Origin of the sequence: Thalassobium sp. R2A62 (assembly GCF_000161835.1) — a bacterium.
Lineage (GTDB): Bacteria > Pseudomonadota > Alphaproteobacteria > Rhodobacterales > Rhodobacteraceae > Thalassobium.
The window spans coordinates 380194-400878 of the sequence record NZ_GG697169.2 but is presented as its reverse complement, the minus strand read 5'-3'; the positions used below and the strand labels follow the sequence as shown (position 1 = coordinate 400878).

At 55.6% G+C, this 20685-nt stretch carries 19 protein-coding genes, 2 pseudogenes and 1 other annotated feature; of the genes and pseudogenes, 10 read left to right on the top strand and 11 right to left on the bottom strand.

All coding sequences use genetic code 11. The annotated features are described in order from the left end of the window. Window positions 1-54 precede the first annotated feature (54 nt). The 6 genes from pgk (at window position 55) to TR2A62_RS01960 (ending at window position 6604) form a co-directional block, all read left to right on the top strand. Complete coding sequence (pgk, locus tag TR2A62_RS01985; protein ID WP_009160859.1) at window positions 55-1242, top strand: phosphoglycerate kinase; 1188 nt, start codon at window positions 55-57, stop codon at window positions 1240-1242. A gap of 126 nt (window positions 1243-1368) precedes the next feature. Next, the gene (locus TR2A62_RS01980) at window positions 1369-2298 is read left to right on the top strand and encodes a class I fructose-bisphosphate aldolase (protein ID WP_009159425.1); all 930 of its coding nucleotides are present in this window, start codon (window positions 1369-1371) and stop codon (window positions 2296-2298) included. 175 nt (window positions 2299-2473) lie between these two features. Then, the gene (locus tag TR2A62_RS01975; protein ID WP_040821025.1) at window positions 2474-2773 is read left to right on the top strand and encodes a septum formation initiator family protein; all 300 of its coding nucleotides are present in this window, start codon (window positions 2474-2476) and stop codon (window positions 2771-2773) included. Between the two features lie 147 nt (window positions 2774-2920). Continuing rightward, on the top strand, window positions 2921-3922 hold the full coding sequence (gene pdhA / locus TR2A62_RS01970; protein ID WP_009158774.1) for a pyruvate dehydrogenase (acetyl-transferring) E1 component subunit alpha: 1002 nt from the start codon (window positions 2921-2923) through the stop codon (window positions 3920-3922). Window positions 3923-3925: 3 nt separating this feature from the next. Then, window positions 3926-5296 (top strand): pyruvate dehydrogenase complex E1 component subunit beta, encoded by a 1371-nt coding sequence (locus TR2A62_RS01965; protein WP_009157754.1) that lies wholly within the window; start codon window positions 3926-3928, stop codon window positions 5294-5296. A gap of 12 nt (window positions 5297-5308) precedes the next feature. Then, entirely contained in the window at window positions 5309-6604 is a 1296-nt protein-coding gene (locus TR2A62_RS01960; protein WP_009159755.1) for a pyruvate dehydrogenase complex dihydrolipoamide acetyltransferase, read from the top strand. Window positions 6605-6710: 106 nt separating this feature from the next. Here TR2A62_RS01960 and cysE read toward each other — a convergent pair whose 3' ends face one another. The 4 genes and pseudogenes from cysE to TR2A62_RS18930 form a co-directional block, all read right to left on the bottom strand. Continuing rightward, on the bottom strand, window positions 6711-7520 hold the full coding sequence (cysE, locus tag TR2A62_RS01955) for a serine O-acetyltransferase (protein WP_009160757.1): 810 nt from the start codon (window positions 7518-7520) through the stop codon (window positions 6711-6713). Between the two features lie 78 nt (window positions 7521-7598). Then, the gene (locus TR2A62_RS01950; protein ID WP_009157462.1) at window positions 7599-7901 is read right to left on the bottom strand and encodes a hypothetical protein; all 303 of its coding nucleotides are present in this window, start codon (window positions 7899-7901) and stop codon (window positions 7599-7601) included. Between the two features lie 479 nt (window positions 7902-8380). Further along, a pseudogene (locus TR2A62_RS18935) lies at window positions 8381-9433 on the bottom strand (DNA-packaging protein); the annotation flags it as partial. Between the two features lie 64 nt (window positions 9434-9497). Further along, on the bottom strand, window positions 9498-9866 hold the full coding sequence (locus TR2A62_RS18930) for a hypothetical protein (RefSeq protein WP_009159079.1): 369 nt from the start codon (window positions 9864-9866) through the stop codon (window positions 9498-9500). Window positions 9867-10323: 457 nt separating this feature from the next. On the opposite strand from TR2A62_RS18930, the gene TR2A62_RS01935 reads away from it, so the two are divergent. The 4 genes from TR2A62_RS01935 (at window position 10324) to TR2A62_RS18345 (ending at window position 14319) form a co-directional block, all read left to right on the top strand. Then, entirely contained in the window at window positions 10324-10557 is a 234-nt protein-coding gene (locus tag TR2A62_RS01935; protein WP_009158003.1) for an acyl carrier protein, read from the top strand. A gap of 389 nt (window positions 10558-10946) precedes the next feature. Then, entirely contained in the window at window positions 10947-12209 is a 1263-nt protein-coding gene (gene fabF, locus TR2A62_RS01930) for a beta-ketoacyl-ACP synthase II (protein ID WP_009157585.1), read from the top strand. Then, entirely contained in the window at window positions 12209-13363 is a 1155-nt protein-coding gene (mltG, locus tag TR2A62_RS01925) for an endolytic transglycosylase MltG (protein WP_009158626.1), read from the top strand. The genes fabF and mltG overlap by 1 nt, the downstream gene beginning before the upstream one ends. Before the next feature lie 620 nt (window positions 13364-13983). Beyond that, window positions 13984-14319: a hypothetical protein gene (locus TR2A62_RS18345; protein ID WP_009158436.1), complete on the top strand. Its 336-nt coding sequence runs from the start codon at window positions 13984-13986 to the stop codon at window positions 14317-14319. Here the strand turns inward: TR2A62_RS18345 and TR2A62_RS01920 are convergent. The 7 genes and pseudogenes from TR2A62_RS01920 to TR2A62_RS01885 form a co-directional block, all read right to left on the bottom strand. After that, window positions 14283-15511, bottom strand: a protein-coding gene (locus tag TR2A62_RS01920; protein WP_369699497.1) for an IS3 family transposase whose coding sequence is annotated in 2 segments (ribosomal slippage) — window positions 14283-15214 and window positions 15214-15511 — 1230 coding nt in all. Because the reading frame shifts where the segments join, the coding sequence is not laid out codon by codon here. The two genes, TR2A62_RS18345 and TR2A62_RS01920, sit on opposite strands and share 37 nt — an antisense overlap. Continuing rightward, window positions 15108-15224: a sequence feature (AL1L pseudoknot), on the bottom strand. (Overlaps the previous gene by 117 nt.) A 720-nt stretch (window positions 15512-16231) precedes the next feature. Continuing rightward, window positions 16232-16363, bottom strand: a pseudogene (locus tag TR2A62_RS18335) (IS481 family transposase); the annotation flags it as partial. Window positions 16364-16606: 243 nt separating this feature from the next. Beyond that, window positions 16607-17290, bottom strand: a complete 684-nt coding sequence (locus tag TR2A62_RS01905; protein ID WP_009158121.1) for an aspartate/glutamate racemase family protein — start codon at window positions 17288-17290, stop codon at window positions 16607-16609. A gap of 6 nt (window positions 17291-17296) precedes the next feature. Further along, window positions 17297-18019: an ABC transporter ATP-binding protein gene (locus TR2A62_RS01900; RefSeq protein ID WP_009160439.1), complete on the bottom strand. Its 723-nt coding sequence runs from the start codon at window positions 18017-18019 to the stop codon at window positions 17297-17299. Between the two features lie 3 nt (window positions 18020-18022). Next, window positions 18023-18805 (bottom strand): ABC transporter ATP-binding protein, encoded by a 783-nt coding sequence (locus TR2A62_RS01895; protein WP_009159405.1) that lies wholly within the window; start codon window positions 18803-18805, stop codon window positions 18023-18025. Next, window positions 18802-19782: a branched-chain amino acid ABC transporter permease gene (locus tag TR2A62_RS01890; protein WP_009158402.1), complete on the bottom strand. Its 981-nt coding sequence runs from the start codon at window positions 19780-19782 to the stop codon at window positions 18802-18804. The genes TR2A62_RS01895 and TR2A62_RS01890 overlap by 4 nt, the downstream gene beginning before the upstream one ends. Window positions 19783-19786: 4 nt before the next feature. Then, entirely contained in the window at window positions 19787-20656 is an 870-nt protein-coding gene (locus TR2A62_RS01885; RefSeq protein WP_040820034.1) for a branched-chain amino acid ABC transporter permease, read from the bottom strand. Window positions 20657-20685: the final 29 nt, after the last annotated feature.

Genomic DNA, 20685 nt, shown 5'->3' with positions numbered 1-20685 from the left:
CATCGCGCATACGTAAGAGGTAGACCCCAAATTACCAACCAGAAGGGGTTTGAGATGGGCTGGAAAACACTCGACGACATGGAATTGGATGGCAAAACAGTGCTGACGCGCGTTGATATCAACGTTCCCGTCGAAAATGGCGCTGTCACTGACACGACCCGCATTGACCGGATCGTCCCAACCATTCGCGATATTCTAGCCTCAGGCGGCAAGCCGGTTCTCTTGGCCCACTTTGGCCGTCCAAAAGGTCAAGTTGTCCCCGAGATGTCCCTCAAACCGCTTGTTCCAGCGCTCGAGGCGGCCTTTTGCACCGCGGTCACATTCATCGAACGACCCAGCCGCGAGGCATTCGATGCTCTCCCCCAAGACGCTGTTGTCCTGATCGAAAACACCCGCTTTTCCGCGATGGAAGAAGCAAACGACCCCAAAATGGCCGGTTTTCTTGCGACCCTCGGTGACATCTATTGCAATGATGCGTTCTCAGCGGCGCACCGCGCGCACGCATCGACCACTGGTGTGGCCGAACTCTTGCCAAACTGTGCCGGACGTTTGATGGCCGAAGAGCTTGCCGCTCTAGAAAAAGCACTTGGCGACCCACAACGTCCTGTCGGGGCGGTGGTTGGCGGGGCCAAAGTCTCGACCAAGCTCGACCTGTTAAACAACCTTGTTGAAAAACTGGACGTGCTTATCATTGGGGGCGGCATGGCAAATACGTTCCTGATGGCCCAAGGCGCACAATTGGGCGCATCTCTGGTAGAAGCTGACCTGCTGGACACCGCCCGTGAAATCATGGCCAAGGCACATACAACTGGATGCGCTCTGGTTCTGCCAACTGACGGTCTTGTCTCACGTGCCTTCGCTGCTGGTGCGAACTTTGAAGAGATCGAACTGACCGCCGAGACCGTACTCGACGCCGACCAAATGGTACTTGATGCAGGTCCCGCAAGCGTGGCTGCAGTAATTTTACAAATTGGCGACCTCAACACGTTGATCTGGAATGGTCCACTGGGCGCATTCGAGATCGAGCCATTCGACACAGCCACAATCGCCTGTGCGCAGATCGCAGCACAGCACACACGCGATGGATCACTCGTTTCCGTGGCAGGTGGCGGTGATACGATTGCTGCATTGAACCAAGCCGGTGCTGCAGCTGATTTCACATACATCTCGACCGCCGGTGGTGCGTTTCTTGAATGGATGGAAGGCAAAAAATTGCCCGGCGTCGCGGCTTTAGGAGGCTAAACGCCGGAATATCCGGCGACAAAACCTGATGCTAGCGCAAACACACGAAACGTTAGCGCTAATACATTTGCAACATTTTTTGCTGCCCCTTATGGCGTCCTCAGAACGTTAATTCAGAGGTCTGCCATGAAAGCTACACGCGCCGTTTCCCAAATTCTCAAGAACTACGAAGGCGAGACGCCTGGTGTCAAAGCGAACCTCAACCGGATATTGATGACGGGCAAACTGGGTGGCACGGGCAAGATGGTTATTCTGCCCGTCGACCAAGGATTTGAGCATGGCCCGGCACGGTCCTTTGCACCGAATCCAGACGCATACGACCCGCACTATCACTACAAACTGGCGATTGATGCCGGCCTGAATGCCTATGCGGCCCCTTTGGGTATGCTAGAGGCCGGCGCTGACACATTTGCGGGTCAAATTCCAACGATCCTCAAAGTGAACTCAGCAAATTCGTTGATGCCAGACGAACAGCCCAAAACCCAAGCTATCACTGGCAGCGTGGATGACGCGTTACGCCTGGGCGCGTCGGCCATCGGCTTTACGATTTATCCAGGATCATCCGCTGGTCTGGGCATGTTTGAAGAAATCGCTGAAATGCGCCGCGAGGCAGCGGCCGTTGGCATCGCCACAGTGATCTGGTCTTACCCGCGCGGCGAAGCGTTGGACAAGGACGGCGAAACAGCCATCGACATCGCAGCCTATGCCGCACAAATCGCGGCACTGCTTGGTGCACATATCATCAAGATCAAGCTGTCGACGGACCATCTGTCGCTGAAAGAAGCCAAATCTGTCTACCAAGATGAAGCGATCGACATCGCAACCCAAGCAGCGCGCGTCAAAAACTGCGTCGACAGCGCCTTTGCCGGACGCCGCATCATGGTGTTCTCGGGCGGGTCGAAAAAAGGTGCCGACGCCATTTATGACGACGCCCGCGCAATCCGCGATGGCGGCGGCAACGGCTCGATCATTGGACGCAACTCCTTCCAGCGCTCGCGTGCCGACGCGCTCAATATGCTGGGCAAGATCGTCGATATCTACCGCGGCAAAGCCTAAAACCTAGGGCACGCTGCACAATCGGCGTGCCCCCACCCTTTTCTAAAAACGCAACATCTGCCCACGCCAAGGACATCCCCCCCACATAAAGGGGATTCCCAAAACGAATCAGATGTGCGATTCTGCCCGAACCAGCCAACAAGAGCTGTTTGATAACTGGACTGAGGCAGACCAGATGACCCTAAGAAAACGCCCCGCTTTTGGCGCCTTGATGTATTTCTCCTGCATTTTCATGCTGGGGCTATATTTCACGTTTGCGGCTGTGCAGGGCGACTTTGGCGTCTTTAAACGGGCCCAGGTCGACGCCGAGGCAGATACCTTGGCTGTTGAGCTGGCCGAAGTTCAGGCACAGGTTGACACCATGGAAAACCTGACCCAACGTTTGTCGGACAAATATCTCGACCTTGACCTCTTGGACACCCAAGCCCGCGATGTACTTGGCATGATCCGCGCAGACGAAATCGTCATTCGCTAACTATATCCCCTATTTTACACTTAAAAACCGCTATGCACTGGGCGCAGACCTGCTGCGACTATTCCGGTTTTGTATTTCCGATCCATTTAGGCTATGAGATAGTTTAACACTAAACTACTTTCATAACGTCGGGGAGGACGGCCCAAGATGGCAGCCAAGAAATCCACCAAGAAACCGAATGTCTCAGCAGACGAATTGCTGGGCCATTATCGCGAGATGCTGTTGATCCGGCGCTTTGAAGAAAAGGCTGGCCAGCTTTACGGCATGGGACTGATTGGCGGCTTCTGCCACCTCTACATTGGACAAGAGGCCGTTGTTGTCGGTCTCGAAGCTGCCGCCGACGAAGGCGACAAGCGCGTCACATCCTACCGAGATCACGGCCACATGCTGGCCTGCGGAATGGACCCCAAGGGTATCATGGCCGAATTGACCGGACGCGAAGGCGGCTTTTCCAAGGGTAAAGGCGGCTCGATGCACATGTTTTCCAAGGAAAAGCATTTCTACGGCGGCCACGGCATTGTTGCGGCTCAGGTTCCACTGGGGGCTGGCCTTGCATTCTCGGACAAGTACAAAGGCAACGACCGCGTGACATTCGCCTATTTCGGTGATGGTGCGGCCAACCAAGGTCAAGTCTACGAGACCTACAACATGGCAGAACTTTGGGACCTTCCGGTGGTTTTTGTAATTGAAAACAACCAGTACGCCATGGGTACAAGCGTTCAACGCTCGACCAAATCCCCGTCCTTGTGGGAACGCGGTGCAGCTTACGGCATCGAAGGCGAAGAAGTTGACGGCATGGATGTTCTCGCTGTCAAAGAAGCCGGTGAAAAGGCTGTCGCCCACTGCCGCGCTGGCAAAGGACCCTACATCCTAGAGGTCAAAACCTATCGCTATCGCGGCCACTCTATGTCGGATCCTGCGAAATACCGGACCCGCGAAGAAGTTCAAAAGATGCGCGACGAGCGTGATCCGATCGAACAGGTTCGCGATCTCTTGCTGACCGGCAAGCACGCGTCCGAGGACGACCTCAAATCCATCGACAAAGAGATCAAAGCGATCGTGAACGAGGCCGCGGAATTCTCGAAAGAGAGCCCCGAGCTCGCACTCGAAGAGCTTTGGACAGACATCTACGCGCAAGAGGACGTATAAATCATGGCAACAGAAATTCTCATGCCCGCCCTCTCGCCCACGATGGAAGAAGGCACGCTCGCTAAATGGATGGTCAAAGAAGGCGACACAGTTTCGTCCGGGGACATCCTAGCTGAAATCGAAACCGACAAAGCCACCATGGAATTCGAAGCCGTCGACGAAGGTACGATCGGTAAAATCCTGATCGCCGAAGGCACCGAAGGTGTGGCTGTGAACACAGCAATCGCAGTTCTTCTCGAAGAAGGCGACGACGCGTCAGCGATTGACAGCCTTGCTTCAGCCCCTGCCCCAGTTGCAAGCGCAGAACCCGCCGCACCGGTGGCACCTTCAGCAGCCGCAGCACCTGCGCCCGTTGTCGTCGACGCGACACCCGATTGGGCCGAGGGAACCGAGGTCAAATCAACCACTGTTCGCGAAGCATTGCGTGACGCGATGGCCGAAGAGATGCGCCGCGACGACAGCGTTTTCTTGATGGGTGAAGAAGTCGCCGAATACCAAGGTGCCTATAAGATTTCCCAGGGTATGCTGGATGAATTCGGCGCCAAACGGGTTATCGATACGCCGATCACCGAGCACGGATTTGCGGGTATCGCCACAGGTGCGGCCTTTGGCGGTTTGCGCCCGATCGTCGAGTTCATGACATTTAACTTTGCCATGCAAGGCATTGATCACATTATTAACTCTGCCGCCAAGACACTCTATATGTCGGGTGGTCAGATGGGGGCTCCTATGGTGTTCCGTGGTCCAAACGGTGCTGCTGCACGTGTTGGTGCACAACACTCTCAGGACTACGCTGCATGGTATATGCAGGTGCCGGGCCTCAAGGTTGTGATGCCCTACTCAGCAGCGGATGCAAAAGGTCTAATGAAGACTGCGATCCGTGACCCCAACCCAGTGATCTTCCTCGAAAACGAAATCATGTACGGCAAATCCTTTGATGTGCCGGTCATGGATGATTTCACCATTCCGTTTGGCAAGGCCAAGATCGAACGCTCGGGCGACGATGTCACCATCGTGTCGTTTGGCATCGGTATGACCTATGCGCTTGAAGCCGCCGAGAAATTGGCAGCTGACGGTATCAACCCCGAAGTGATCAACCTGCGGACCCTGCGCCCAATGGACACCGAGACGGTCCTCGCGTCTGTGCGCAAGACAAACCGTTGTGTCACAGTTGAAGAAGGCTGGCCTCAGGGCAGCGTCGGCAACTACATCAGTTCGGTTATCATGCAGCAGGCGTTCGATTACCTCGACGCGCCGGTTGTAAATTGCACCGGCAAGGATGTTCCAATGCCTTATGCCGCCAATCTCGAAAAGCACGCGCTGATCACCGCTGATGAAGTGGTCGAAGCCGTCAAATCCGTCACATACCGCTAAGGGAGCGCGCAGATGCCAACAGAAATCCTCATGCCCGCCCTCTCGCCTACGATGGAAGAAGGCACACTGGCCAAATGGCTCGTCAAAGAAGGCGACACAGTTTCGTCTGGCGATCTTTTGGCCGAGATTGAAACCGACAAAGCCACGATGGAATTCGAAGCCGTCGACGAAGGTACGATCGGCAAGATCCTGATCGCCGAAGGCACCGAAGGTGTGGCTGTGAACACAGCAATCGCTGTTCTTCTTGAAGACGGCGAAAGCGCAGACGACATCGGGTCCGCCCCAGCAGCGGCCGCGGCCCCTGCTCCGGCAGCAAAATCCGACGATGCGCCAGGAGCACCTGTAGCAGCTGCGCCTTCAGCACCAGCAGCGGCACCAGTTGCCAACAACGGAACGCGCATCTTTGCGTCACCACTTGCCCGTCGCATCGCAGCAGACAAAGGGCTTGACCTGAGCCAAATGGCTGGTTCCGGTCCAAAGGGTCGCATCGTCAAGGCGGACGTCCAAGGTGCCGCAGCCCAACCCGCGAAACCTGCGGCAAGCGCTCCAGCAGCCACGACGGCCCCTATGGCGTCGGGTCCGTCGTCAGATGCTGTCATCAAGATGTACGAAGGTCGCAGTTTCGAAGAAGTACCGCTCAGCGGTATGCGCAAGGTGGTTGCGACACGTTTGACCGAGGCCAAACAAACCATTCCGCACTTCTATCTGCGTCGTGACATCCAGATCGACAACCTGTTGTCCTTCCGCGCGCAGCTGAACAAACAGCTTGAGGCCCGCGGCGTCAAACTCAGCGTCAATGACTTTATCATCAAGGCCTGTGCATTGGCCCTTCAATCAAACCCCGAGGCAAACGCCGTTTGGGCGGGTGATCGCACACTCAAAATGGAAGCATCTGATGTTGCCGTGGCCGTGGCGATCGAAGGCGGCCTGTTTACACCTGTTCTTCAAGATGCAGAAAACAGATCTCTCTCGGCCCTCTCGGCTGAAATGAAGGATCTCGCGTCCCGCGCCCGTGACCGCAAACTGGCACCTCACGAATATCAGGGCGGCAGCTTTGCCATTTCAAACCTCGGTATGTTTGGCATCGACAACTTTGACGCGGTGATCAATCCGCCGCATGGCGCAATCCTTGCGGTTGGTGCTGGCAAGAAACGCCCACATGTTGGCGCGGATGGCGAGCTTGGCGTTGCGACAATCATGTCGTGTACCTTGTCCGTCGACCACCGTGTGATTGACGGCGCTTTGGGCGCTGAATTATTGCAATCCATCGTCGACAATCTCGAAAACCCGATGGGTATGCTGGCCTAACAGCTCTGGGAAACAAAACTCTGGTGTCTGGTGCTACGCGCCAGTCACACACAAAAAAGGCCCCACTGATATTCAGTGGGGCCTTTTTCGCATGTCTTGGCTAGAATTAAGCGCCGTCGTTCAGCAACTGATCCATCGTTAGGGACGGCTGTGAACAGCCCGCCTCGCCCACGATCCGCGCAGGCACACCCGCAACGGTCTTCATCGGAGGGACAGTTTCCAGAACGACTGAACCCGCTGCAATCCTGCTGCAATGGCCAATCTCGATGTTCCCTAGAACCTTGGCGCCGGCACCGATCAAAACACCATCGCCGATCTTGGGATGACGGTCGTCGTCTTCTTTGCCTGTACCACCCAATGTGACGGAATGCAGCATCGATACATTGTCGCCGACCACAGCCGTTTCACCAATGACGATCGAATGGGCGTGATCGATCATGATCCCCTGCCCAATCTTAGCGGCTGGATGCACGTCGATGCCAAAAACTTCGGACACGCGCATTTGAATGAAATAGGATAAATCTTTGCGGCCCTGTTCCCACAGCCAATGCCCCATACGGTAAGCTTGGATCGCTTGGAACCCTTTGAAATACAGCAACGGCTGAATAAACCGGTGACAAGCTGGGTCGCGTTCGAACACGGCCACCAGATCTGCACGCGCAGCGGCCGACAGCTCCGGTGCCGCGGCATATGCCTCATCTGCGATCTCGCGCAAAATCTGTTCAGACATTTCACCGGATGCAAGCTTCATCGACATGCGAAATGCCAAAGCTGCCTCAAGCGTGTCGTGATGCAAAATGCTAGAATGCACGAGACCGCCCAACAGCGGCTCTCCTGCGACGGCCTCGGTTGCCTCTGACTTGATCCGATCCCAGACCGGATCGACAGATGTCACATTTGTATTCAGCTTACCCATGGGGATATCCTCGTATCAGGCCCTTGTCCTACCCTAGATAGGCACCCGAGGCCAAGAACAAACCCGTGATGCTCTCAATCACTGATTTTGATCGGCAATTCTCGCTTTCCAACAGGTTATCCCATCAATGACGATCCGCATCGCCGCGAGGAATTCCACGATGCATCTGCCCGGCAAAGGCGCCAACGGTCGCGCCGTTGCGGCTGACATCAGCGCCCCTTCCCCACGTCCGGCCAAACCGCGACCTAGCCGTTTGCGGGCACAATCTGCGAGATGCGGGTCCCGCAGCATATCCGCAACCAACTGGTCCTGCGCCTCTGGCGGCACGGACATCGCCGCCCGTGCCGCCATGATGATATCTTCGACCAACAGCCCCCGCATCAGGCTGCGACATCCACCGATCTGAATGGACCTGGTCCAAACTTTTCAGACACTTGCGCGACCGCAAGCTGGTAATTCGCCCCACCAGTATCCGCAGATCGCAGGCCTGTAAAATAGGTCCAGGTTGTCGAGGTCACGACGGTTTCACGGACAATCGCCCCTTCAACAATGACACGTACCAGATATTGCTCACTGGCCTCGCCCAATGGCACGTCCAACCCGACCCAAGCGTTCCCATCAATTCGCGTTCGGCGGATCCATGAGACGGCCGTGTCTCCTCCGTCTTGAACCACGTTGATGTGACATGGCGCGTATGGCCGCAGGCCGATCCCTTGGAACGCCTGCACCTCGTATTGGTAGGACGGATCGTCATTGGGCCGCAGAGCAGGACCATATCGGAAGTGCCGCGCCACATCGCGCGCACTCGCCGCCAAGCCAATTTGCTCAGGCACGCCATCAAGCAAGACAACCCGCGAACCGACATGATGCACCCGCCCTTGTTCATACAGCGCGGCCACTGGCTCTGCCCGGGCCACCTTGCCCTTGCTCGCGCGGACAGATGTATATGACACCAGCGGATCGACCTGTCGGACGACGGCTTCTACCAGTGATCCGCCTTGGTTCACCTCAGCCACCAAACATTCTGCCCCATGGCGGTGGTATGCCGCAACCGCGGCCTCGGCCCACTCAAGCGGTGACGCAGCCGCAACTGTTGCATCCTCGATCACATATGCCCGCCAATCTTGTGGTGGCCCGTCCATCGTCACGCCTACTACGATAATTCCGCAATCATCCGATCCCATGTGCCCTGTGACCGGCGGATCCACCGATACCAACACGCGATCGCACTGCGGCACGACTTCTACATGACTGGCCTCTAACCCCTTCGACGTCCACAACGCGCCCTCAGCATCCGCAAGCAACACACCATCCAATTCCTGGCGCCCCAATCGCGTGCCAGCGTATCTTGTGCGCACCTCATCCAGAAACGCGTCCGCCAAATGCGCCGCATTCGCTTCGGTTGTGCCATGAGCCGTCACCGTCGACGATCGTGCCAATAAACTTCGTAGCACACCCACATTGCGCGGCGTTGTCGTCACACAGACACGCGGATCATCGCCTAGCCGCATACCAAACTGCAGCATATCCCACGCCTCTTGGCCCTTTTTCCATTTGGCCAGCTCATCCACCCATGCCGCATCAAACTGCGGTCCACGCAGCCGCTCAGGATCACTGGCCGAAAACAGCTGAGCGACTGCGCCGTTCGGCCAACACAGTTGGCGACGCGTAGTGCTCCAAACCGGACGACGGTCATCGGGCGAACAGGCCAAAATCCCACTCTCACCAAAGACCATCACCTCGCGGGCTTGTTCAATTGTCTCACCGACCAATGCAACACGGGTCGCTGGCCCCACATCCAGCGGCCCTGATCCCTCGACCTGCGCACGCACCCATTCTGCGCCTGCGCGCGTTTTGCCAGCACCGCGACCGCCCAAAATTACCCATGTGCGCCAGTGCCCCTCGGGCGGCAACTGATGCTCGAACGCTCAGAACTCAAAAAGAAAAGGCAGAGCACGAAGCTCTGCCTCATCAAGTTCACTCAGAAACGCGGCCTGATCTGCTACATCTGCGCAAGCGACCAAGCTTGCACCTGATCGAACGCCGTGTTGCGTCAAAGTCGATGACCTCCCCAAGGAGCCCGTTTTCCTTGTCTGATCGTTCATCAAGCCGTTTCTCCAGTTCCAAAGACAGCCGCAAAGCCGCCTCGAGTTCCTTTTGTCGTTTCGTCATTTCAGTGGCTGAACCGTCCTCTCCGGCGTCCATTCGCCGGAGCATTTCAGTCAAATCGGCACTAATGCGGCGGAACAAAACCAAACTGTCGCCTAGCCGTTCCATTGGCAAAGCCTCACCCACTTCACCTCGCACGCCACCCTGCTCGGGGGTCTGTTTTTGATCCATTTTCATAATGAACTGCCTGTATTGGGGGGAAACCGCCACAAAGGGAAAGCCACATCAGGCCTGTCGTCCACGCTGCCCAGACTGACAAATTGGCCTCTAGCTACAAACTGAGAACCAACCCACAAAACCCCATAAAGTCAAGCCTTACCAGTAACTTAGGTTTCAACCACCGTTCGCAATGATAGGACTTACTTAACCTCTCAAGCGCCCCAAGCAGGTGTTTCACCTTGTGCCGCGGCGCTCGTCAACGCGCTGTAACCGGCCAAAACTGTGTGCTTGCGAAACCATTTGCACCTTGTCGCACCTATGCTATAGGCGGCGCACAACCAAAAGGCTGTGGACCTTGCGCCACGGCTGATCGGACCTTACCTAAGGTTCACTAAGCCGCCCATATGGGCAACACAGCATGCAACTCTCGCATGCACCCTATGGGCCTCGGCCCCCAAAAGATGAGGACTTGCACATGAGCGACGTCGCAGATCGCGTTCGTAAGATCGTAGTAGAGCACCTTGGTGTAGAAGAAGACAAAGTGACGGAAGCCGCGTCCTTTATCGACGACCTGGGCGCAGACAGCCTGGACACCGTTGAACTGGTTATGGCGTTCGAAGAGGAATTCGGCATCGAAATCCCAGACGACGCTGCTGAAACCATTCAGACTTTCGGCGACGCCGTAAAGTTCATCTCGGCCGCTTCCTAAGACGCCCGAACCGCCATCGCGGCGGACATGGACGGATCCGTCCCACGACATTTAAAAACGCGCTCAGCACACAGCTTGGGCGCGTTTTTCTTTGGCTGACACTTCATTCATATGACCATCACCCGACGGCCCTTTCTTTCGCACCGAATCCGAATCCTGCTTGGGTTTCTTTGCCCTCGACATGGCCCTGTCCCTCCACACCAAAGCAAGACAAAGCGCAACAAAATCTGCGCGGGCCTTTGCCGATTCCAAGGTCTCAAAAGTGCACGCAGTTCTTTCATTGACCGTTGCTCTTGCCCCATAGGGGCTTGCCGTTGTATCCAGCGCGAAACGATGTGGGGATCGCGCATAAATAGATGCCCACATGTGATCAAAAGCGAGGGCAGAATATGCGTCGAGTAGTTGTAACAGGCTTGGGTCTCGTCACCCCTTTGGCAGACGGCGTCGAGCCTACATGGTCGCGTCTTTTAGGCGGACAGTCTGGCGCGGGCACAATCAAGCAATTTGATGCCTCTCACCTTGGCACTGGGTATGCATGCGAAGTTCCCTTGGGGGACGGCACAGACGCCACATTCAATGCCGACACCTATATGGCCCCCAAAGAACAGCGCAAAGTTGATGACTTTATCCTCTTTGGTGTCGCAGCAGCCCAGCAAGCTGTAGAAGACGCTGGCTGGATGCCCGAGGATCAAGAGAGCCTCGAGCGGACTGGCGTCATGATCGGCTCTGGCATCGGTGGCCTGAAATCCATCGCAGAAACAGCAGTGATGATCAAAGAGCGCGGCCCACGCCGCGTCAGCCCCTTCTTTATCCCTGGTGCGCTGAGCAACCTGGTTTCGGGCCAGGTCGGCATCAAATACGGGTTCAAAGGCCCTAACCATGCTGTGGTCACAGCGTGCTCAACCGGCGCGCACGCGATTGGTGATGCATCTCGCCTGATCAAATACGGCGATGCTGACGTGATGATCGCTGGTGGTGCCGAAGCATCCATTTGTGAAATCGGTATTGCAGGTTTCAACGCATGCAAGGCGTTGTCGACCAAACGCGCCGACGATCCAACCAAAGCGTCCCGTCCCTACGACGCAGACCGCGACGGATTTGTGATGGGCGAAGGTGCCGGTGTCGTCGTTCTCGAAGAATACGAACACGCCAAAGCACGCGGCGCCAAAATCTATGCAGAAGTGCTGGGTTACGGCCTTTCTGGCGACGCCTACCATATCACAGCCCCGTCCGAAGACGGCGAAGGCGGTGAACGCTCCATGCGCGCCGCGCTCAAGCACGCCGGTATCGAACCTGCGGATGTCGATTATATCAACGCCCACGGCACATCGACCATGGCAGACGTCATTGAATTGGGCGCTGTCGAACGGATGATGGGCGACGCAGCAGGCTCGGTGACCATGTCGTCAACCAAATCTGCGACAGGCCACCTTTTGGGCGCTGCAGGCGCAATCGAAGCTGTGTTCTCGATCCTCGCGATCCGCGATCAGGTGGCCCCGCCCACCATCAACCTCGACACCCCAGCGATCGAGACCTCCGTTGACCTTGCCCCCAACAAGAAAGTCGAGCGAGAAATCAACATCGCCTTGTCGAACTCCTTTGGCTTTGGTGGCACCAATGCGTCCGTCGTCTTTGGCAAGGTGACTGGCTAATGTGGCGCCACATCGCCTCGAACGCACTGACATTTCTCGTTGTCGCAGCCTTCTTAGTGGCGGGTGTCATTGTTTGGGGCCAGCAACAGTTCCGCGCTGAGGGTCCGCTGGACCAAGCGATCTGTCTGCGTGTTGAAAGCGGCTCAAACATGACCCGTGTGTCCGAAGACCTAGTCGAACAAGGCGCCATCGGTTCGCGCGCGCTGTTCCGCATGGGCGCCGACTACACTGACAAAACCAGCCAACTGAAGGCAGGCAGCTTTCTGGTCCCAGAGGCCAGCACGATGGAAGAAATCATCGACATCGTGACACGCGGCGGCCAATCTACTTGCGGCACAGAAGTCGTCTACCGTGTTGGCATCAACAGCGTCACAACCCAAGTCCGTCAACTGGACCCTGCAACCAACCGCTTTGTTGAAAAGGCATCGTTCAATCCCGAAGTTGACGAAACCCCCGAAGACTACACTCGCGTCCGCGACCTATCCGACACACGCTACCGTGTCGCTGTGGCCGAAGGCGTAACCAGCTGGCAAGTTGTCAATGCCCTCAATGGGTTAGAAGTGATGGGGGAAGAATTCTCTGACACACCACCCGAAGGTTCCCTCGCGCCAGACAGCTACGAACTGACCCCCGAGATGGCCGTTTCACACGTGATCACGCGCATGACGTCAGCCCAAGAGCGCATCCTTGCAGACGCATGGTCCAAGCGCGCATCAGACCTCCCTCTTGCCTCTCCAGAAGAGGCCCTCGTGCTCGCCTCTATCGTTGAAAAAGAGACTGGCGTGGCAGACGAACGGTTCCAAGTCGCCAGCGTCTTTACCAACCGCCTAAACCGCGGGATGAAGCTGCAAACCGACCCGACAGTCATCTATGGCATTACCAAGGGCGAAGGCATCTTGGGTCGTGGACTGCGTCAATCCGAACTGCGCCGCGAAACACCGTGGAACACCTATGTGATCGCCGGACTGCCCCCCACCCCAATCGCAAATCCAGGGCGCGCGGCGATCGAAGCGGCGCTGAACCCAGACACCACCGAATATATCTTCTTTGTGGCGGACGGCACGGGTGGGCACGCATTTGCAACAAACCTCGACGACCACAACAGCAACGTCGCTGTTTGGCGCCGGATCGAAGCCGAACGCGCCAATCAATAGGCTCGGGCCTTTTTCTGAGACATGTCTACTGGTTGAAGATACGCAGCACCAATCTGCGTTGGCGACGTCTTTGACAGCTACTGTGTCATAGGGATCATGATCTCACGATCAGCGCCTACGGCGAGCGGGGAGCGGGGAGCGGGGAGCGGGGCTCTGCCGCGCAAGGGGCCATTGCTCCAACGACCGAGTGGTCATTCCCCAAATTTTCGTGAACAACGACGCTCGATCAGGGCATCGTATCACACCCAAAACTCCCATAAAATCATAGATTATCAGTTATAATCACCGATACGGGGCTATTTTACGAGGTTGTTTACGGGGTTGTTTTGCATAATTCTGGAGATACTCACTCGGCACTGCTTCGGTTGGAAGCTACCTCGTCATTTTTTGACAGCAACGACACAAACAGACCACGGTTCGTCAGAAATGGAAGTACGGTTCCTCGCAAAACAACCTCTTTTGGTTTACATCAAAGTCAACCAATGGGGTCATCAATGTCCAAGACAATCCAAGACAAGCTTCCACAGTAAGTTTATCGGACGCCTTTTGGGGTCTACCGTCTGCGTAGGAATGTCCCGAAAGACATTGTGGAAGTGTCAGGTCGCAAGCTCTGGTAAAAGGTGCTAGGCAACGATTTCAAAGATGCGATGCGTACTTACTCGACAGCCTTGCTGGAGTTTGATCGCTTTGTTGCCACCTATCGGAATGAAGCTCCTGTTCGTGACGCCGCCCTTGCGATTGTTTCTTCCGAGTACGGTGAAGAGGCAATGCTACAGTTGGCTCGTGGTGATGTTGATGAAAACCTCGACTTTGCCTTGATGGATTTGTCCGACAAGGTTGAGGGGGTGGTCTCCAAGGAAGTTCAGGCAGTGATACATTCTGAACCGCCCCGGTTTTACCGGAGACTGTTTAGTTCTTCTCAAGCGACTTTATCGAGTGTGTTCATGTTTGCATAGAAGGCCTCCTCTGCCTCAGTTGGTGTGATGTATCCGATGGGTTCGAGCAGTCGGCGATTGTTGAACCAGTCGACCCAATTGAGCGTTTCCCACTCGACCGCGTCAGCGGATTTCCATGGCCCCAATCTGTGGATGACTTCGGCTTTGAACAGGCCAAACATCGTCTCGGCCAGCGCGTTATCATAGCTGTCACCGACTGTTCCAACAGACGGCTCCAAGCCCGCATCAGCGAGGCGTTCGGTATATTTGATCGACAGATACTGGCTGCCCCGATCGCTGTGATGGATCAGGCTCTCTGAAGGCCGTCTTTCGTAAAGGGCCTGTTCAAGCGCGTCCAAGACAAACTGTGTCTGCTGCGATCTGGAGGCCTTCCAACCGACGATCTTGTTGGCGAAGGTATCGATGACGAATGCCACATAGACAAACCCTTGCCAGGTCGAGACGTAGGTAAAATCTGACACCCAGAGTTGGTTGGGCATTATTGCGCGGAACTGCCTGTTCACTCGGTCCATCGGGCACGGCAAAGCCTTGTCTGCCCAAGTCGTTTTGACCTTCTTGCCGCGACGGACACCTTCGATACCGATGTCACGCATGAGCCGCTCAACCGTACAGCGCGCCAAATCATAGCCTTCGCGGCGCATGGCATGCCACAGTTTACGGGCACCATAGACAGACTGGTTATCGTCCCAAATCCGCTTCATCTCAGCGCGCAATTCAGCATCACGTTTGGCGCGATCCGACGCTTTGTCTGGATCATCCTCGACGGCCAGATGCGCGTAGAACGTCGAAGGGGCAATCTGCAAAACGCGACAAATCGGCTCGACCCCGCAGACATCACGATGTTCTTTGATAAAGCTGATCACTTCCGAAACGGGCGGTCGAGCTCCGCCTGAGCGGAATACGCTGATGCTTTCTTCAGTATCTCATTGGCTTGCCGAAGCTGGCGGTTCTCGCGCTCCAGGGCTTTGATCCGGTCACGTTCAGCCGTCGTCACACCATCACGTCGACCGCTGTCCGCCTCAGCTCGTCGAACCCACGCCCGAAGCGTATCAGGCCCACAACCAATCTTAGGCGCGATCGATTTGATCACTGCAGACTGACTGTCAAATTCGCCCTGATGCTCAAACACCATCCGTACAGCACGTTCGCGTACCTCTGGCGAACATCTGTTTCCACATTTGTTCTTTTCCATAACCCAGTATCCTTACTTCTGGGTCTCCGGCAAACAAGGGGCGGTTGAACTTCTCCAAAGGGTGGCTGTCAGGTGGAGACATTGTTGCCCTAGGTCACAGTCTTTGACCCTCATGGCCGGTACTTCGGAGACCCTCGCGCCGGTATCACGCAACACGGATTTAGCAATTGTACATGTACGTAAAGACCAGCGTGTCCGTGCTCCACTGCCCCGTCGGCCGACAGTTCTGGTAGACCTGCTTCTGACCCGATAGCTGAATGCGAAGTGGGTTCCGCAGCACGGGGCCTTCAACATAATATTCCGATGGACTAGCCGGACAGGCATTTGAGAAAACGCGGGCCGTACCGCCATACCATTCGCCAGACTTCCGCCCGTTGAATAGCAGCGTACCCGGATATACGCCAGCCGGGCTTTGCCAGCTGTGTGGAGTGGACTCGTACCAAAACCAGCGGTCATTGTCGCTTGCTGTAAGCCGCATAACCGAGCCATTGTGGTTCCAGCAACTGTCGGCTGCGGCTTGTGAAGCGAGCAAAAGGACAAATAAAAATATCCGCATGTTTGTTATCCTGTCCGAGGAATGTTCTGAGCAGCTCCACTTGAGTGGTTCGTATTTAAAGTTAGTGTATGATTTGCCTTTGGTCCATCTTTACGATGGTTTCAGTCTCAGGTGCGGTTACTGGCTGGGCGCTTCAGGGCCCACTACAGCTTTTCTCTAAGCGCTTAGTAAGGTGCCTTTCCATTGTGCGCCCCATTCGGTCTGTGGAAGTTGTAGGAGGCTTCCCATTCGCCCAATCTGGCTTCGAGATTGACGTCGCCTTTGTAGCTGAGAGGTTGATATAATTCTTGCTGGTCGAGGCACCAATTTTACTCGTCTTGGGGTATAGGGGGTTCTTCTTCAGGAACTGGATCACTTGTCCGTGGGCAAGCCGAGCGCGATTGTCGTTCAGTACCCCGAACTGGTCTCGGGTTTATGGAGGAAGGATCGACGGGCAATTTCGCTGCGCTTGTGCCAAGGTCCGCTTCGGAGCACGCATGCTCAGACAAGTTCCAAGTATATGTGCGTCAAGATGCAGTGGAATGCCGCTAAACGCGTCATCAATTCTGCGAATAGGCTCCGATTTTTGAGGTCCGCAACCGATTGTTCACAAGCGCTTCTGCAAAGGTTACGCCTGCCGCAATGCCATCGATAACAGGAAGCCCGAATTCCTTGCTGAGCTGCGCCATCAGATCGGTCATCCCCGCACATCCCAGAACGATTGCTTCTGTGTTGTCTTGCGCGATGGATTCGCGGATTTCAGACTTGATTTTGAACAGTGTCGCCGGATCGCCTTCTTCCAGTTTCAACACCGGAATATCTGTGGCCCGAACGCGGGCGCATTTTTGGGCAAGCCCGTAGAGCATCAAGTTATTCTCCAGGCCGGGCACGGAGCGTGAGAGGGTCGTGATCACGCTAAACTTGTTCGCGATCATACTGGCCGCGTGATAGGCGGCCTCGCCAATGCCCAAGACAGGCACATCCACTAGCGTGCGCACCGCGTCCACACCGGTATCATCAAAGCAGGCAATGACGATGGCATCTACGTCCGGATGCTTTGCCACCTCGGCCAGCAAGCCAGGAATGCAGGTTGCGACGTCCAGAAAGCCTTGAATACTGGCCGGTCCATCTTGCGAGTTCGCGGTCACGATTTGTGTATCAGGACGGGCGATGGCGCGGGCTGCAATCGCGATTTTGTCTGTCATGGATGCGGTTGTATTGGGGTTGATCACAAGGATTTTCATGTCAAATCAAACCTCTCCGCCAAGGTAGGCAGCCTTGATCCGGTCATCATGCAGCAATTCCCTGGAGTTCCCTTCGATGACAACATTTCCGGTCGCCATAGCATAGGCGCGGCGCGAAATGCTGAGCGCCATACGTGAATTTTGCTCCACCAATAGTACGGACACACCCTCATCGCGGTTGATGGCAACGATCGAGCGCGCGATGTCCTGAACCAATTTGGGCGCGATCCCGAGGCTCGGTTCGTCCAGCAACAACAGCTTCGGCTTGGCCATCAACGCGCGGCCAATCACCATCATCTGTTGTTCGCCACCAGAAAGCGTGCCCGCCGCCTGAGAATATCGTTCCTTGAGGCGGGGAAAGCGGGTCAGAATGCTGTCCAATGTGTTCTGGATGTCGGCCTTGTCTGCGCGGGTGAAGGCCCCCATCATCAGGTTGTCTTTGACGGACATAAACGGGAACACACGGCGGCCTTCCGGCACCATTGCGATACCCCGTTTGACGATGTCGGAGGGGTCAGTGCCGTCCACGCGGTCTCCTTCGAAAGTCACGGATCCCTTGGCAGGCTTCGCCAAACCGGTGATGGCGCGCAGGATTGATGATTTGCCCGCCCCATTGGCTCCGATCAACGCAACCGTCTCACCTTGGTTCACATTCAGGGAAACACCTTTGAGTGCATAGACATGATCGTAATAAAGTTCGACGTCTTTGAAATCTAACATGGCTGTCATGATCTACATTCCGATCTCGTCGTCGACGCTGCCCAGATAGGCCTCGATGACTTTTTCATTGTTCTGGATTTCCGAAGGCGTGCCTTCGGCGATCTTTTCGCCAAAGTTCAGCACAACAATCCGGTCCGAGATTTTCATAACCGCGGGCATGTCGTGTTCAACCAGCATGACCGTCACCCCGCGTTCGTTGCGCACCGAACGTACCAAATTGACCATATTCATGGTCTCGTCGTGGTTCATGCCGGCAAAGGGTTCATCCAGCAGCAGCACCTTTGGGTCTGTCGCAAGGCCGATCGCAATGCCAAGCGCGCGCAGGCTACCCTGCGGCAGATTGCTGGCCTGTTCACCACTGATCGGCGACATACCGAGAAACTCCAGCAACTCATCCGCATATTTTTCAAACGTGGTGACATCGTCTCTGGCCGTCTTGGACCCCCAGAAGTAACCCGCGAGCGAGGCCTTGGCGCGCAGATGCTGAGCCACCACTACGCTTTCGCGCACGGTCATGCTTTTGAAAATGGTGGTTTCCTGAAACGTGCGAACGACCCCCTTGCGCGCCACGATATGTGGTTTGAGGTTGGAGATACGCTCACCGCGATAGATTACCTCTCCGCTGGATGTCGGCGTGAAGGAGGTGATCATCTTGAACAGCGTGGATTTCCCCGCGCCGTTCGGTCCGATGACGGACAGAATTTCGTTCTCTGCCACATCAAAGCTGATATCATTATTCGCCGTCAGACCACCGTAACGCTTGGTGACATTCTTGACCTGAAGAAGCGCACTCATTTGACACCTCCTTTGCCGAGACGGATACTCAGCAAGCCGTTGGGCAGGAAGCGGATGATAATTATCAGGAGTGTTGCATAGATCAGCATCTGGTATTTGCCGAATTCGAACAGTAGGTCCCAGCCAAAGTAGAGCGCCAGCGTGCCAAGCATCGGGCCAAATACATAGCCAAGGCCACCAAGGAAGCAGTTCAGCATGAAATCTACGCTGTCTTTCACCACGAAGGTGGCAGGGTAGACAGACTGTGAGATCGACCCGAACATCGCGCCACCGATGCCACCGAAAAAGCTGGAGATCGCGAAAATCAAAATCCGGATATAGGTGATGTTCACCCCAATCGAGCTGGCGAGTTCCTCATTTTGCTGCATGGAGCGGCATAAGTGACCAAGGCGCGAGTTCACCAATCGGTAGAGCGCGGCATAGGTGATGATCATCAAGATAATGGCCGTAAAGTAGAAGGCCATCCGCGCGTTTTCCAAAGTGGAGAAATCAGGAACTAGCGGCATACTAAAGATCGAGATCGCACCGGGCAGTGGAATACTGGTAATGCCCTTGGCGCCGTTCGTGATTGGCAAGGCCAGCGCGGTCAATGTGGCCACTTGGGTCAGCACCAGTGTGATCATCGCAAAATAGACCCCACGCAGCCGCAAGATGGGCAAGCCAATGAGAACGGCAACAAGAGCCGCGAACAATCCTGCCGCAGGCAAAGAGAGCCAGAAAGACCACCCCGTCTTTACCACCAGGATGGCCGAGACATAGGCCCCGACAAGGGCAAACGCACCCTGTCCGATGTTGATGCGGCCGATATAAAACGTCAGCCAGACCCCCGCACTCGCAATCGCCAGAAGCGCCACGGAAGTCAGGGTAAAGTAAAAGTCCCACCGGCCAGTCGCCGCGATCAGGACAGGGACGCCTACGAAGAAGATAGCCAGAAAGGCAACAACGCCCATTATTTGAGTTTTTGAGAAGTTCAGCATGCGATCAACCCCAAGGTTTACCCATCAGACCCTGAGGCCGGATAGCGAGGAAAATCATCAGTGATACGAAAATCAGCAGATATGTGATATCGCCATATTGCGACAGATAGGCGAGGCCAAACGCTTCCATAAAGCCCAGAATGAAGCCGCCCCAGATGGCGCCCGAGATGACCCCTGCGCCCCCGATCATCACCATCATAAAGGCCTTGATCGACGTCGGGCCGCCCATGCCAAGGTTGATGCCTGTAATGGTGACGAGCAAGCCACCAACAAGACCCGCTAGCATGGCGCCAAGCGCGAAGCCGATCATCGAATAGCGGTCCACGTTGACGCCCATAAGTTGTGCGGCTGTCCTGTCTTGTGCCAACGCACGCAGCGCGCGGCCCGTCTTAGAATATTGCATCAAGGCGATGAAAGCGACGATAGAGAGAATGGCCAGAATACAGATCAATATGCGGTCGTAAGGCATGATCAGACGGAAATCCCAGTTGAAAACCCCGTCAACGATCTTGGGAACGCCACGCTGCTTTTCGCCGAAGATCAAAAGGATCAGGGCATCCAGCAAAAAGGCGATACCCGCCGCAAGAAGCATCGTGCTCTCTTCGCGTGCAGACCCTTTGATCACTGGAGCGAACAGGTATCGTTCAATCAGCGCGCCGACAATAGCCAAGGTGATGCATGACATGAAAAGCGCCAATACAAATGGCACGCCCCATTGTCCGTAGAACGTATATGTCACAAATCCGCCAATGACATACATCTGCCCATGGGCAAAGTTGAGAACATTCATCAAGGCGAAAATCAGGGTCAATCCCAGTGCGATCATCGCATACTGGGAACCCAGATAGACTCCATTGGCCATTACCTGTTCCATGAGCACTTTCTTTCTGTGATTAAAACCGG

Bases quoted from the DNA above. Each gene is read 5' to 3' on its own strand.
- pgk (WP_009160859.1), top strand. From the start codon at position 55: ATGGGCTGGAAAACACTCGACGACATGGAATTGGATGGCAAAACAGTG.
- TR2A62_RS01980 (WP_009159425.1), top strand. From the start codon at position 1,369: ATGAAAGCTACACGCGCCGTTTCCCAAATTCTCAAGAACTACGAAGGC.
- TR2A62_RS01975 (WP_040821025.1), top strand. From the start codon at position 2,474: ATGACCCTAAGAAAACGCCCCGCTTTTGGCGCCTTGATGTATTTCTCC.
- pdhA (WP_009158774.1), top strand. From the start codon at position 2,921: ATGGCAGCCAAGAAATCCACCAAGAAACCGAATGTCTCAGCAGACGAA.
- TR2A62_RS01965 (WP_009157754.1), top strand. From the start codon at position 3,926: ATGGCAACAGAAATTCTCATGCCCGCCCTCTCGCCCACGATGGAAGAA.
- TR2A62_RS01960 (WP_009159755.1), top strand. From the start codon at position 5,309: ATGCCAACAGAAATCCTCATGCCCGCCCTCTCGCCTACGATGGAAGAA.
- cysE (WP_009160757.1), bottom strand. From the start codon at position 7,520: ATGGGTAAGCTGAATACAAATGTGACATCTGTCGATCCGGTCTGGGAT.
- TR2A62_RS01950 (WP_009157462.1), bottom strand. From the start codon at position 7,901: ATGCGGGGGCTGTTGGTCGAAGATATCATCATGGCGGCACGGGCGGCG.
- TR2A62_RS18930 (WP_009159079.1), bottom strand. From the start codon at position 9,866: ATGAAAATGGATCAAAAACAGACCCCCGAGCAGGGTGGCGTGCGAGGT.
- TR2A62_RS01935 (WP_009158003.1), top strand. From the start codon at position 10,324: ATGAGCGACGTCGCAGATCGCGTTCGTAAGATCGTAGTAGAGCACCTT.
- fabF (WP_009157585.1), top strand. From the start codon at position 10,947: ATGCGTCGAGTAGTTGTAACAGGCTTGGGTCTCGTCACCCCTTTGGCA.
- mltG (WP_009158626.1), top strand. From the start codon at position 12,209: ATGTGGCGCCACATCGCCTCGAACGCACTGACATTTCTCGTTGTCGCA.
- TR2A62_RS01905 (WP_009158121.1), bottom strand. From the start codon at position 17,290: ATGAAAATCCTTGTGATCAACCCCAATACAACCGCATCCATGACAGAC.
- TR2A62_RS01900 (WP_009160439.1), bottom strand. From the start codon at position 18,019: ATGACAGCCATGTTAGATTTCAAAGACGTCGAACTTTATTACGATCAT.
- TR2A62_RS01895 (WP_009159405.1), bottom strand. From the start codon at position 18,805: ATGAGTGCGCTTCTTCAGGTCAAGAATGTCACCAAGCGTTACGGTGGT.
- TR2A62_RS01890 (WP_009158402.1), bottom strand. From the start codon at position 19,782: ATGCTGAACTTCTCAAAAACTCAAATAATGGGCGTTGTTGCCTTTCTG.
- TR2A62_RS01885 (WP_040820034.1), bottom strand. From the start codon at position 20,656: ATGGAACAGGTAATGGCCAATGGAGTCTATCTGGGTTCCCAGTATGCG.